Raw genomic sequence first — 13581 nt, forward strand, 5'->3', positions numbered from 1 at the left:
CTGGTTCGGCCACCGGGTGCCGGTGGCCGAACCGCGCTGCGGCCGTCCTCAGTTGACGCAGGGGATGGTGCTGCCGATGGTGGTGGTCACCGGCTTTCCGGCGTCGGGCAGCGGCATGGTCGAGCTGCCGGGAACGGTCGTCGTCGGGGTGGTGGTCGTCGGGGCCAGTTCGGTGGGCAGGGTGAAGTCGGCGCCGACGACCACGCGGACGTGGCCGTCGGCGACCGTGGCGGACGCGGAAACCGGCAGCCCGCCCAGGGTTTCGGCGAGTGCCCTGGCGTCCTCGGCCGCGCCCGGTCCGTAGGTGACGGCCGAGCTGGGACCGTCGTCGGCGGTCCCGTTGCCGATCTCGCCGGCCAGGTAGCCGCGGGCGGTCAGCGCGGCCGAGAGGGTCGCGGCCTGGCCGGCGACTCCGCCGACATTGTGGACATCGACGACGCTGGTCGGAATCGGTGCCGTGGTGGTGGTTTTCGGCACTTCCTGCCCGAACGCGGCCCGGACCTCCCGTGTGATCGCGGCCGGGTCGACGATATTGACGTCCTGACCGTCGATCACGTCGTAGCGCACCACGGGCAGCGTGCGGAACTCCACCGGCAGCGACCCCGCGGCACCCAGTTCGCGGGCGAAGTCGAACAGATTCCAGCCGTCGGAGAGCACCACGTCCTTGTGCGCCACGTCCATCAGCGCCGAGAGCCTGCTCAGATCGGTGAGCGTGCCGGAATCCTCGAGTGACTTGGCCACCGAGGTGAGGAAGGCCTGCTGGCGGTGCGTGCGATCGAGGTCGCCGTTGCGCAGGCCGTGGCGTTGCCGGACGAAGGCGAGCGCGTCGGAGCCGTTCAGATGCTGACGGCCCGCCGGGAACACCGCCCCGGAGTACGCGCTGTCGTCGACCGCGTTGTTCAAACAGACGTCCACACCGCCGAGCGCGGTCGCCAGGTCGTAGAACCCGGCCAGCGAGATCTCGGCGAACCGATCGATCGGCACGCCGACCAGATTCCGCACGGTCGAGACGATCGACGCGCGGCCCGCCTCGCGGCCGCGGCGCTCCAGCACCACCGGGTCTTTTTCGCCCTGCTCGATCAGCTTCGCCTGCACCGCGGCCTTCTTCAGGCCGTAGGCCTCCTTGATCTTGATCTGCGAATAGCCGGGGATGCCGGAGACCGGGACGTAGTCGTCGCGCGGGATGGAGAACGCGACGATCTTGCTCAGGTCGGCCGGGATGTGCAGCAGGATCAGCGAGTTCGCGTTGTAGCCGCCCTCGGTGCCGTCGCCGGCGTGCAGCTGGTCGAGGATCCCCCTGGGCAGGTCGTTACCGTCGAGGTCCTTACGGGTGTCCAAGCCGATGAGCAGGATGTTGACGTCGCCACCGCGCGAGCGCGGCGCGTCCTCGCCGAGGGCGGTGGAATGGGTGAAGCCGGAATCGAAGTCCTGCTTGGCCGACCAGGCCAGGCCGGTGCCGGTCAGCACGGCCAGCGCCGTTGTCGCGCCGAGCATCCTGGCCAAGATCAGCGCGGCGCGCCGGAAGCCCCCGCCGCGGCCGTGTTCGGCGCGGTGGACCGGCTTGCCGACGCGCTGTGGTCCAGATCCGGGTGTGTCCCGGCGCGGTGGGCGCGCCGGGGTTTCAGGTGTTCGGTTCACCGCAGTGCGCTACCTGCCTGCCACTGTTCCCACGGAACGCCCCAGTCGCCGTTCTGCCACACCTCGAGCGGGGCGCCGCCGGTATTGCGGATCTCCACCACGTCGCCGGGCTGGGCGAAGTCGTAGAACCATTTCGCGTTCTCGCCACTGAGATTGAGGCAGCCGTGCGAGACGTTGGTGTTGCCCTGCGCCCAGATGGTGTCGTCGAGTTGGTGCAGATAGATGCCGTCGGTGCTGATCCTGGTGGCCCAGCCGATGCTCTCCTTGTAGCCGAGGCGGGAGTTCACCGGCAGGCCGTAGGTGGAGGAATCCATGATCACCGGGTTGGCCTTGTCCATGACGGTGTAGGTGCCCGGCTGGGTCCAGAAGGTGATGGTCTTGCCCGCGACGACCTCGCTGCCGCCCATCCCCATCGAGGTGGGCATGGTGCGGATCAGGGTGCCGTTCTCGTACACCCGCACCTGCTTGTCGTTGTCGTCGATGATCGAGACGTGCGAGGGGCCGATCGTGAAGCTGGTCCTGGTGTCCTCCTGGCCGTACAGCCCGCCGCCGAGGTCCTTGCCGTAGATGTCGGCGGCGAGGGTGATCTCGGTGCCGGGCGCGTAGTAGTTCTGCGGCCGCCAGTGCGCGTTGCGGTCGTCTAGCCAGTACCAGGAGCCGGTGACCGGTGGGTCGGTGGTGACGCTGAGATGCTGTTGCGCGGTCGCCCGGTCGGGGACGTCCTCGTCGAAGTGCGCGACCACGACGGTGCCGACGCCGTAGCTGCCGGACGGGCCGAGCGCGGCGCCGCCGGTGGTGCGGAAGTACACCTTCGTCTGGTTGTTCGGCGCGAGGGTCGAGAACGACGAGGTGATCGGTCCGACCGTGCCCATGACGGTGAGCGCTTCGGCGCCGACGGTGTAGGTGTGGCCGTAGCCGAGCGGTTCGGCGGGCTTCCACGCGGTCTGGTCGGGAGTGAAGATGCCCTCGATGGCGCGGCCCTGCTCGTTGGTCATGGTGACCGAGGTCAGCTTGCCGTCGCTGGTGCTGACCCGCACCGGGGCGAGCGGGTCGACCTCGGTCGCGCCCGCCGCGGGCGCGACGGTGATGACGGGGTCGGGCGGGGCGGTGGACCCGGTTCCCGAATCACCGGTCGGGCCGCCGCACGCCGTGACGAGCAGCGCGAGCCCGGCGGCGAGCCCGGCCCGGAAACGACGTCCTGACATGCGCCCCTCCTGTGCCCGGTACCCGATCAGCCCTGCAGGCCGACCTCGACGTCGAGCGAGATGGTGATCTTGTCGCCGATCACGGCGCCGCCGTTGGCCATCGGCATCTCGGTGGTGATCCCGAAATCACGGCGGTTGATGGTGGTGGTCGCGGTGAAACCGGCGACCGGCGCCTCGGTCATGCCGGGGCCCGCGCCGAGGAACTCCACGGCCAGGGTGACCGGGCGGGTGGTGCCGCGGATGGTGAAATCGCCGGTGACGTCGAATTCGGTGCCGCCGGGCCGGAAGCCGGTGGCCTGGAAGAGGGCGATCGGGTAGTGGGACACGTCGAAGAAGTCGGCGGTAGCCAGGTGGTCGTCGCGCTGCGGGTTGTCGGTGGTGACCGAATCGACCTGGATCTCGACATCGGCGTCGGCGGATCCGTCGGGGCGGATGACGAGCGTGCCGGAGAAGATCGTGAACCGGCCGCGCACCGTGCTCACCATCAGATGGCGCACGGCGAATTCCAGGGCCGAGTGGCTGGGGTCGATGACCCAGGCGCCCGCGGACAGTCCCTTGGCGGGTGCCGACATGATCTCTCCTCACTGAGCGGACCGGCCGGACGGCCGACGTGACGTGAAGCGATGACGGCAACCAGCCTAACCCCGCGTCAGTCCGCGCTGCTGGTGCGATCGCCGAGGAAGAGCAGCAGCGCCGGGTCGGTGGAGGTGAACCGGTCGACCTCCTGACCGCCCGTGCACTCGAACAGGCCGATGGTCACCGAGCCGGCGCGCCGGGCCAGCACCCGCCAGATCGCGCCGGAATCCGCCCAGCGCCGCAGGGTCTCGATCGGGTCGGCGCTCACGTCTCGGCCCGGATCGGCGCGGCGGCGGTGTCGTCCCGATCGCTCACGGTGGTCCGTGGCTCGCGGTAGTTCGCGGCGACCAGCACCAGGCAGGCCGCGGCGACCAGCGCGACCACGAGGTACATGGCCGGATAGCCGAAACCGAAGCCGCCGTGCAGGGCCGACAGGACGGCGGGCACGCCGAAGCCGAGGTAGCTCACCGAGTAGAAGACCGCGTTCAGGCCTGCGAGGTCACCGGGGCCCGCGATCCGCTCGATCTGCTGTAGCCCGGCGACCAGGCCGATGCCGTAGCCGCTGCCGAGCACGACGGCGGTCAGCAGCGTCACCGGGATGCTCAGGGTGGCCGCGGTCCACGACGCCAGCACCATGCCGGCGGTGAGCAGCACCAGGGCGACGACCGCGGCCCGCGCGGTGCCGGGCCGGTCGATCCGGCGCGCGACCGACTGGATGGTGAAACCGCAGCCCAGCGTCACCATGGTGACCAGCGCGGAGAACGCGATCGGGGCGCCCTGCACGCGCGGCAGCATGAGCGTCGGGAGTACCGCGTAGGCGGTCGCGTTGGCGGTGAACAGCCACAGCGCGATCGGCACCGCGACCCGCAGGAACCGGCGATGGCCCGCGGCGGGGATCTTCAGATCGTCGCGCAGCCTGCCCGGGTTCGGCTGCCGCGTCACCGTTTCCGGTGACCTGGTCAGCCAGACCGAGGTCGCGACGCACAGCGCCGCGTTGACGAGATAGGCGGTGGAATCGGGCAGCGGACCCCACTGCGCCAGTACTCCGGCCACGCCGGCGCCGAGGGCGAAACCCGCGGTCAGGCTCATCGCCGACCGGCGCGCGCCGACGCCGGCGGCCGCCGCGGCGTAGGGCGGCTGGGACAGCTCCTTGAGCCAGCTGCCGCCGACCGCCATCGCCAGGCCGAGCGCGACGCCGCACAGCATCCGGCCGGCCGCCAGCATCGGGACCGAGGCGGCGCCTGCCGCGAGCAGCAGCGAGCCTGCGGCCGCGATCAGCGGGGCGGGCAGCATCAGCGGACGACGGCCGAACCGGTCCGACAGCGGGCCGCCGATGAGCAGCGCGGGCACGATGCCGAGGACGTAGTAGAACAGCAGCAGATCGACCGCCGTCAGCGGCAGGCCGTGGCTCTTGTACATCACCAGCAGCGGCGTGAACTCGTTGCCGCCCCACGCGATCGCGACCATCGCCGCGGAAACGCCGAGCCAGGCGCGGGTGCGCGTGCCGGTGACGGCACGGGGCCTCTCACTGGTGAGAATCGCCATCACAGGCCCTTTCCGTCGTGCGCGCACCGGGGCACGCTCACGGGGCGAGTGGTGGCAACCGGTCTCATTTTAGGCGCGGCCGATCGCTGTACTACGGTCGGCCTGTGCGTGAGCTGCGGGTCGGGTGTGCGATGTGGCAGCACCCACAGTGGCAGCAGCGCCAGCTCGCGCCGGGGGGAGCGGCTGCGCACCTACGCGGGGTACTGCGGCGCCGTCGAGGGCAACACCACCTTCTACGCGACCCCGTCGGCCGCGACCGTCGAGTCGTGGGTCCGGCAGACCGCCCCGGACTTCCGGTTCGTGCTCAAGCCGCCGCGCGCCGTCACCCACGAGCGCAGGCTCGTCGACGCGCAGGGCGAGCTGTGGGCCTTCCTGGACGTGATGGCGCCGCTGGCGTCGCGCGTGCACGCGCTGTGGATCCAGCTGCCCGCGTCGTTCGGGCCCACCGATCTGGGCGCGCTGGCCCGGTTCCAGCGTGAGCTGCCCGGCGGACTGCGCTGTGCGGTGGAGGTGCGGCATCCGGCGTTCTTCACCGACGAGCGGGCGGCGGTGCAGCTGGAACGGGTGCTGGGCCGGATCGGCGCGGAATGGGTGCCCTTCGACACCACGGTGTTGTTCGACGGACCGCCCGGCGACCCGTCGGAGTACGAGGCGCGGGCCAAGAAGCCCCGGGTGCCGCGGCGGATGCGGGCACTGACGGAGTACCCGATCGTGCGCTATCACGGTCGCGCCGACGAAGCGCGCACCGTGGCGGGCTGGCAGCCGTGGGTCGAGACCGTCGCGGAGTGGCTGCGCGAGGGCCGCTCGCCGACGGTCTTCGTGCACACGCCCGACAACGCCGCCGCCCGCGGGCTGGCCCGGCGCTTCCACGACACGGTCGGCGCCGTCGTGCCCGGACTTCCGCCGCAGCCGATGCCCGCGCCCGACGGGCCGATGACCCTGTTCTGAATTCCGCGCACACCTGTCGGACCCTCGTGGCATGCTGTGCGCCAGCACTGGGGAGTGGGTGGGCGGACTCGAAGGGGACGAGTGATGTCTACGGATCGACTGTCGTTGTCGCGGGCGCCGCACTGCGAGCCGGGGCTCGCCGATCAGGGGGCCGATGTTCGTGTGCCGCACCGGGTTTCCGTCCCGCGCCGCCGAGATACCGGCGGCGCGCCGTACGGGGTGCGCCGGGCGGTGCGCGCGGCGTGTGTGCAGGGCGCCCGTGGCGGCGCCGAATCCGCCATCGGGGCAGAGCGTTTCGCCGAGCAGGTGGTGCGGCTCGTACTCGAGGTCGTCGACCGGCGCAGGCAGGTCGACCAATTGCGCTCCGTGACCGATCCGCTCGTGCTGGCGGCGGTGCGCACGATGCTCACCCAGGACCTCGTGCCCGGCCGCGAGCTCGGCGCCGCCGCCCTGACGCGCGTGCGGGTGACCACCACCGATCCCGGCGGCGCCGAGATCTTCGCCTCCTACCAGCGCGGCGGCCGCACCTTCGCCGTCGCGGGCCGCATCGAATCAGCCAGGGACCGTTGGCGATTGGTGGCGCTGCGGCTGTTCTGAGGCCCGGCGCGCGCTGGGCTCCGGGACCACCCGGATTGTCCAGTGCGCGTCGGCCGCTCGGGCGCCGCGGCCAAGCATCTTGCGCGGGTGCGTCAGCTGCGCGGTGGCTGGATCTCGCTCAGGTGCGTCGGCGCGTGGTGGCTGGATCTCGTGCGGGTGCGTCAGCTGCGCTGGCGATCCGCCCGTCTGCCTTCGGTGTCGAGGCGTACGGCACTCGTCCAGGACAGGTCATCGGCTAGCGCGATGGTCCGCAGCGGCCTGCCCCGCCGCGGTCGCACGATGCCGGTGGGCTCAGGGGGCGGAAGCCGCGTTGACGAGCCGGGCGGCTGGCAGACGAGGAGCCAGTGCGTCGAGCTCCGTTCGCCGCCGACTGGGGACGGTTCGGGTGTCGGCTCGGACTCGCGTGGACGGTGTTGTGGCCGGCGGCCACCGTGGTCGTGGCGACATCGGCGCAGTTGGAACGGTCCCCGCCGCCCGAAGAACGGGGTCCGCCTGCCGCGCCGGACCTGGGGGAGGGTGGGTGTGAACCCTGGCGCGGCCGTGGTGCTGTGGTGCGCCGGTTCCGTGGCCGGTTTCGGGCAGCGCACCGATTGTTATTCGGTGCGTGGGCGGTTCCGGCTTGGTTGTGCGCCACCGCTTTCCGGTGCGTCACCGTCGGGACCGTCGGGCAGCCTGCGCGCGCCGTTGGCCACCTCGACGATGAGATCGTCGTAGCCGCAAGCCAGTTCGTGCAGCCGCAGCTGGGCGGCGCGCAGTTCGGGCTCGGCGCCGCAGGCCAGCGCGCGGTAGGTGAGCGCGGCGAAATGGGCCATCCGATCGACGACGGCGCCGATGCTCTCGGTATGCATCGGCGCCGTCGTCGCGGGCCTGGGGGAGCGCATGACCACCCACCGGTCGATCTCGCAGACCAGACGTGCCCGCTCCCAGTCGATCTCGCTCGTGTCGCCCGGCGCGAGCTGTTCGCGGCGTTCGTGCAGGCCGGCCAGTTCGTGCGCGGCGCGCAGGACCGGGTCGCCGTCGCCGGCGAACCCGCAGACCGCCTGCATCATGTGTGCACGGTCCGGCAGTACCGGTTCCTGTCCGGGTGTTCCCGATGAACCGCCGTCCGTGTCCACTGTTGCCGCACCGTCCTCGTCGCCCTCGTACGTACCGCTTCCGAAGGACATTCGTCTCGGCCGCAGGTCCGGATAGGTCACGAAATGGCAGCTCAACAGCGAAAACCGGCCGCGAACAGCAGTGTGGATGCGGTTCGCGGCCGGTCGAGATCACCTGTGCGCAGAAGTATTACAGGCTCCTGGCGATGATTTCCTTCATGATCTCGTTGGTGCCCGCGTAGATCAGCTGGACGCGGTTGTCGACCCACATCCGCGCGATCGGGTACTCGTTCATGTAGCCGTAGCCGCCGAACAGCTGCAGGCAGGTGTCGGCCACCTGCATGGCGCGGTCGGTGGTCCACCACTTCGCCATGGCGACGGTGGGGATGTCGAGCTCGCCGCGGATGTGCTTCTCGACGCAGTCGTCGATGAACACGCGCGCGATGCGGGCCTCGGTGGCGACCTCGGCCAGCTTGAACTTGGTGTTCTGGAATCCGAAGACCGGGCGGCCGAACGCCTCGCGCTCCTTGGTGTAGCGCAGGGTGTGCTCGAGGGCGATCTCCATGCCCGCGACCGCGCCCATGGCCACGATCAGGCGCTCCTGCGGGAGCTGCTGCATCAGCTGGACGAAGCCCTGACCCTCCTGGGTGCCGAGCAGGTTGGTCACCGGGACGCGCACGTCCTCGAAGAACAGCTCGGAGGTGTCCTGGCCCTTCTGGCCGATCTTGTCGAGCACGCGGCCGCGGCGGAAGCCGGGTCGATCGGCCTCGACCAGCACCAGCGAGACGCCCGAGGCGCCCTGGGTGGGGTCGGTCTTGGCGACCAGGATGATCAGGTCGGCCTGCGCGCCGTTGGTGATGAAGGTCTTGGACCCGTTGATGACGTACTCGTCGCCGTCGCGGATGGCCTTGGCCTTGACGCTCTGCAGGTCGGAGCCGGTGCCGGGCTCGGTCATCGCGATCGCGCCGACGACCTCACCACTGGCCATCTTCGGCAGCCACTGCTGCTTCTGCTCCTCGGTGCCGTAGGCGAGCAGGTAGTGGGCGACGATGCCGTTGTGCAGGCTGACGCCCCACGAGGTGTCGACGGCGCGGGCCTGCTCCTCCATCAGGATGGCCTCGTGCGCGAAGGTGCCGCCACCGCCGCCGTACTCCTCCGGGATCGACAGGCACAGCAGGCCCACTTCGCCCGCCTTGTTCCACAGGTCCCGGTCCACGTGGTGCTGCTCGCGGTACTTGTCGATGTTCGGGACGAGTTCCTTGGCCATGAAGGCACGGGCGAGGTCGCGCAGGGCGTCCAGGTCCTCGTTCATCCAGCTGGACCGGTTCACGGCCATCGAGTCTCCTTACGGCTCGGCACAGCACTGGTCCAGGGGTGACCAGTGGTTACAGATATAGTGTGGACCACTATTGGCGAAGTGGCAATAATGAAATTTTTTCCGGCGTGGGCCGGTGTGCGGACGCTACCTTGACGGCGTAAAACGCGTGCCCGATTCGCGCTGTCCGCGAACATTGTTCGACAACGGATACGCACCGATGGTGCGAAAACAGTGGTCCGCGCGGAAGCCGGCGATTATCTTTCGGGGTCGGGCTACCGACCGGTACCGCCTGCGCGTGTCGCTCGCGGCGCGCCGGGAATGGGGAGCGGTGTCGGAGCATCGGTTTCGCACCGGAGGGTGTATGGACTATTAATGGCGTGTGCCGTTCACACGTGTGGTCACCCGTCTGCCTTCGCGATGCCGGGGCGGTGGTCAGGCATGACCATCGAGTCTCCCGTCGAGGACGATGTCAGCCAGCTCGCCCAGCGCGTCGAACGGGCGCGTGGGCGTCTCGCCTATCAATTCGATCCCGCGCTGACCGACGCGCTGTCCGAGGACGAGCTGCGCGCGGAGCGGGAACTCGCCGAACGCATCCGTGAACAGGATCGCGAACAGCGCTGGAAGCACACCCAAGCGATGGCGCAGGCCTCCGACCGGGCCAGGAGCACCACCGAAGCGATCGAGAAGGCCGACATGCGAGATCTGCTGCTCGCCAGGAAGGCGATGGCCGCCCAGCGGCGCGAATCGAGCCCGCACGCGAAGCTGGCTTCGCTGTACCGGCATCGGTCGTGGTCGCTCAAGGCGCTGGCCGGCGTCGTCGGCGCCGGCATGTTGTGGTCGGCCGTGAACGTGCAGCACAACATCGCCCCCGGCGGCCCGAGCGACCCGCTGTACTGGTTCAGCTACCTGCTCGAGGCGATGATCAGCGTCTGTCTGATCATCATCATGGTCGGCACGAACAAAGTCGCCGAGTGGGGCGTGATCGACAACCGGCGCCAGGTCGCCCTGGCCGAGATCGCGCTGCTCGGCCTCACTGTCACCCTCAACACCTATCCGTATGTGCGCGACGGCCGTTGGTACGACGCCGCGGTGCACGCCGTCGCGCCGGTGATGATCGGTGTCGCGCTGCTCATCCACGACGCCGCCAGCGCCAGGTACGGGCTGGCCATCACCCGGGCGACCAGCCAGGTCAGGGACATGCCAGATCCGGCCGAGAACATGCTCAACCGGCAGTCCGCCGAGGGCGTGCGCCTCACCTACACGCCGCCGATGACCGGTCAGGCCCGCGCCGAGGCGTTCGCCGCCGACCAAGCCGCCGCCACCGCGCCGATCAGCCGCGAACCCGCCTGGGCGCCCACCGAGCCGATCGCCAACGGCAACGGCAAGCCCACCGAGAAGCGCAAGCGGTTCGGCATCGGCAAGCCGGGGTCGGACAAGACCGCCGCTAAGAAGACCGTGACGCCGCCCTCGGTCGCGCCCGCGCCCGCCGAAGCGGCCAAGCCCGCCGAAGCGGCCAAGCCCGCCGAAGCGGCCAAGCCCGTCGAAGCGGCCAAGCCCGCCGAGCCGGTGAAGTCCACCGACTCGGTCCCCGCGGCCCGCAAGAGCACCATCTCCGACATCGAGGCGCGTGTCGAAAAGGCCTTCGCCGAGGCCAACTTCGGTTACGAGGCGATCGAGCCGGTCAACGTCTACGACACCGGCCAGTTCCGCATCGCCGAGAGCCTGGAACAGGAACTCAACGCGATGCGTGAGGCCCGCCGTCAGGCCCGCAAGGAGCGCGCGGGCTCCTGACCACCGTTCGACCGCGCCGCTGATTCGTGCTCGCCGAGCACGAATCAGCGGCTATCGTGCTGCGAATGAACGGGCGTGCGTTCGTCATCGGGGCGGTCGGTCTGCTGTGCGGATACCTCAGCGGGTACGTCATCGGCCACACGCGGACGAACTTCGCCGTCGTCGTCCGGGACGGGCGGGCGAGCTGGTTCGGGTCGGGGCCGGGATCGGCCGCGGTGATCGCGGCCGTCGTCGCGGTGGTGGTCGTCGTGGTGCTCGGCCGGTTCCGGGCGCGGTATCTCGTCGCGGTGGCCGCGGGCATGGCCGGGCTGGCGATGGTCGTCGCGATCGCCGCCCGGCAATCCGCCGGAACCTGGTCGGAGCAATGGGTTCTCGGCAGCATCGGGGCAGGCCTGCTGATCGCGGCCGCGGTGCTGCGGCCCGGCGGGCAGACCTGGTTCGTCGTCGGATCGATGATCGCGGTGCTGTACGGCGCGCGGATCGATGCGAGCGTCGAGCTGCCCCGGCGGTATGCCGACTACCTGACCTCGCGCACCGTCCCCGACCTGCCCGACAGCTGGCCGTTGCTCGTCGCCGCCGTGCTCGCGTTGCTGGCGGCGGGCTTCGTGGTAGGCCGGGAGCGGATCGAGCCGGTCTTGCCCGGACGCGCGGTGGCCGTCGGGGCCGCTGTTCCGCTCGGCGCCGGTGCGCTGATCTGGGTGGTGGGCGTGCTGCCGGGCAATCCGTCGGTGACGGTCGCCGTGGTGGCGGTCGCCGGGGTGGTCGGGGTGAGCCTGTGGCTGCCGCGGGTCGAGGCCGTCTATGTGCTGACGATATTGGCGATCTCGGCCGCGATCGCCGTCGATCCGGTGGTCGGCATCGGACCGGATCGGGTCGGCCTGTCGATCCAGATCGGCGTGCTGGCGCTGGGCGCGCTGGTCGGCACGGTGTGGCGGGTACCGGTGGCCGGGATCGGGCTGTGCGCGCTGGTGACGCTGAGCGGTCTGGTGTCGGTGCTGACCGTCGGCTCGGCGGTCGCCGAACTCGCTTTCCGGTTCGTGCTGCCCGCCGCGATCGGATTCGCCGTCGGCGCCTGTCTGCCGGTCTCGCCGATGACGGTCATCGGGCTGTCGGTGCTGCCCGTGGTGGCCCGGCTGTTCGAGAACAGCCGGGCCACCTGGGCAGCCGACCTCGAGCTGGGCTGGACCGCGTACGCGCCCGACACCTACGCGGTCGCCGCGCGCACCGAGTTGCCGCTGGCCGCGGCAACCGCGGTGATCGTCGGTTGCGCGCTACTGGTCCGGTGGCGGCAGCGCGAGACCGCCGACCCCGGATAGCCGGCGGTCAGCCGAAGAGGCCGCCGGACTGACCCGCCTGCTGGCCGCCGCCGGTGCCGCCGATGAAACCGCCGGGTGGCAGCTCCGAGGGCTGCACGATGACGAAGCCGCGCCCGGTGAACGACAGCGTGCTCGCCTCACCCGTACTGCGGCCCATCAACCTGCCGAGGCCGAACGAGTCGTTGCGCTTGATCCCGGTCTGCAGGCTCGACGACCAGGCGACCGCGGCATTGGGGTCGGCGTAGGTGGCCTGGTCGACGGTGAGGACCACCGGGGTGCCGTGGGTCGTGATGGCGATGCGGCCCCGGCCGGTGAACACGCAGTTGAACAGGCCCGCGTTGGACGCGTAGCCCGCGGCGCCCTGGACCCGGCCGATGTCGTAGCGCAGGGTCGAGTCGAAAGCGAGCACGTTGGCGCCGTTGATGGTGAGACCGTCGGTGCCGTCGAGGTCGATGATGTGCACGTCGGCGGCGCTGTTGGCTACGAACAGATCGCCGCGGCCGGTCACCTTCATCAGCGGCACGCCCTCACCGGTGAGGTGCTGCCGGATGGCGCGGCCGATCCCGCCGGAGCCGAGCGCCTGGAACTGGAGGTCGCCCTGGTAGGCCACCATCGAGCCGGCGCGGGCCATCACCTCGCCGTTGAGGCCGACCTTGATCATCTTGCCGCCCTGCTTCTGGATCCCGAGGCCGGTGACCTCGGCGTGCGAGGGGTCGAACAGGTCGCTGTGCACGGGCTGGGCTCCTTGCGGGGAAGGGAACGGAGACTGCTGGGCGGGAGTCCCCGGATACGGCGGTGGTGTCGGTGCGGGTGCTGGCTGACCGGGCGGGAAGGCCACGGTCGGCGCGCCCGGGGGGAACGCAGGCGGCGCGCCCTGGGGGTAGACGGGTGGCGCGCTCTGCGGGTAGGCGGGTGGCGCGGCCTGAGGGTAGGCGGGTGGCGCGGCCTGAGGGTAGGCGGGCGGGACGCTCTGGGCGGGCGCGGGCGTGGGCGGCGGAGTGGGGGCGGGTTCGTCGTCGAGGTTCACCCCGAACGCCGAGGCGATCCCGGCGAGCCCGTCGTCGTAGCCCTGCCCGATCGCCCTGACCTTCCACGCGTCACCGCGCCGGTAGATCTCCACACACACGACACCGCTCTCGGTGGTGAGCCGGGGGATCGGGAAGGTCAGTGCCCCCGCGGCCGATCCGATGGTGGCGGTCAGCTCGCCGACCGCGGCGAAGGTGGCGGGACCGCGCCCGTCCAGGCTCGCGGTCACCACCACCTTGTCCACGTCGGCGGGCAGCGCGGAGGTCCGCACCTGCACCACGTCCGGTCCGCCGTTGCCGTGCCGGTAGACGACGCCGGGCCCGGTCGGTTGATTGAAGAAGACGAAGTCGGCGTCGGAGCGCACGACGCCGGCACTGTTGAGCAACAGGGCCGAGACGTCGACCGAGGCCGAGCTCGCCACGGTGACGGTCAGCTCGTCACCGGGCGCGGGGCGGTTCTCGCCGGGAGCCAGCGCGGTCACGACACCATGTCCCATGACTGGGTGGTTTGTCCGATTCGAAATCGTT

At 70.6% G+C, this 13581-nt stretch carries 12 protein-coding genes; 4 read left to right on the forward strand and 8 right to left on the reverse strand.

Translation table 11 applies throughout. The features are described 5' to 3' along the window. Positions 1-48: 48 nt before the first annotated feature. The 5 genes from NV348_RS22925 to NV348_RS22945 form a co-directional block, all read right to left on the reverse strand. On the reverse strand, positions 49-1638 hold the full coding sequence (locus NV348_RS22925; protein ID WP_447148738.1) for an LCP family protein: 1590 nt from the start codon (positions 1636-1638) through the stop codon (positions 49-51). Then, a complete protein-coding gene (locus NV348_RS22930) occupies positions 1635-2843 on the reverse strand; it encodes a L,D-transpeptidase (RefSeq protein WP_447148739.1) in 1209 nt (402 codons plus the stop codon). Before NV348_RS22930 ends, NV348_RS22925 begins: the two co-directional genes overlap by 4 nt. A gap of 26 nt (positions 2844-2869) precedes the next feature. Then, positions 2870-3415 carry a YceI family protein gene (locus NV348_RS22935; RefSeq protein WP_447148740.1) on the reverse strand — a complete coding sequence of 182 codons (546 nt, stop codon included), beginning with the start codon at positions 3413-3415 and terminating at the stop codon, positions 2870-2872. Between the two features lie 77 nt (positions 3416-3492). After that, the gene (locus NV348_RS22940; protein WP_447148741.1) at positions 3493-3687 is read right to left on the reverse strand and encodes a hypothetical protein; all 195 of its coding nucleotides are present in this window, start codon (positions 3685-3687) and stop codon (positions 3493-3495) included. Continuing rightward, the gene (locus NV348_RS22945) at positions 3684-4964 is read right to left on the reverse strand and encodes an MFS transporter (RefSeq protein ID WP_447148742.1); all 1281 of its coding nucleotides are present in this window, start codon (positions 4962-4964) and stop codon (positions 3684-3686) included. Before NV348_RS22945 ends, NV348_RS22940 begins: the two co-directional genes overlap by 4 nt. 108 nt (positions 4965-5072) lie before the next feature. Between NV348_RS22945 and NV348_RS22950 the strand changes: the two genes are divergently transcribed. Both NV348_RS22950 and NV348_RS22955 read left to right on the forward strand, forming a co-directional pair. Next, positions 5073-5912, forward strand: coding sequence for a DUF72 domain-containing protein (locus NV348_RS22950; protein ID WP_447148743.1), 840 nt, complete (start codon positions 5073-5075; stop codon positions 5910-5912). Positions 5913-5996: 84 nt separating this feature from the next. Continuing rightward, positions 5997-6509 (forward strand): Rv3235 family protein, encoded by a 513-nt coding sequence (locus NV348_RS22955; RefSeq protein WP_447148744.1) that lies wholly within the window; start codon positions 5997-5999, stop codon positions 6507-6509. Between the two features lie 593 nt (positions 6510-7102). Here NV348_RS22955 and NV348_RS22960 read toward each other — a convergent pair. Continuing rightward, positions 7103-7558: a DUF4254 domain-containing protein gene (locus tag NV348_RS22960; RefSeq protein WP_447148745.1), complete on the reverse strand. Its 456-nt coding sequence runs from the start codon at positions 7556-7558 to the stop codon at positions 7103-7105. Positions 7559-7793: 235 nt separating this feature from the next. Further along, on the reverse strand, positions 7794-8939 hold the full coding sequence (locus tag NV348_RS22965; RefSeq protein ID WP_447148746.1) for an acyl-CoA dehydrogenase family protein: 1146 nt from the start codon (positions 8937-8939) through the stop codon (positions 7794-7796). A gap of 420 nt (positions 8940-9359) precedes the next feature. Here NV348_RS22965 and NV348_RS22970 point away from each other — a divergent pair, with 420 nt between their 5' ends. Further along, positions 9360-10712, forward strand: coding sequence for a hypothetical protein (locus tag NV348_RS22970; protein WP_447148747.1), 1353 nt, complete (start codon positions 9360-9362; stop codon positions 10710-10712). A 65-nt stretch (positions 10713-10777) separates the two neighbouring features. Further along, positions 10778-12028 carry a hypothetical protein gene (locus NV348_RS22975; RefSeq protein WP_447148748.1) on the forward strand — a complete coding sequence of 417 codons (1251 nt, stop codon included), beginning with the start codon at positions 10778-10780 and terminating at the stop codon, positions 12026-12028. Positions 12029-12035: 7 nt separating this feature from the next. Here the strand turns inward: NV348_RS22975 and NV348_RS22980 are convergent, their stop codons facing one another. Then, positions 12036-13550: an AIM24 family protein gene (locus NV348_RS22980; protein WP_447148749.1), complete on the reverse strand. Its 1515-nt coding sequence runs from the start codon at positions 13548-13550 to the stop codon at positions 12036-12038. Positions 13551-13581 lie beyond the last annotated feature (31 nt).

This window comes from Nocardia fodinahabitans (genome assembly GCF_052983615.1).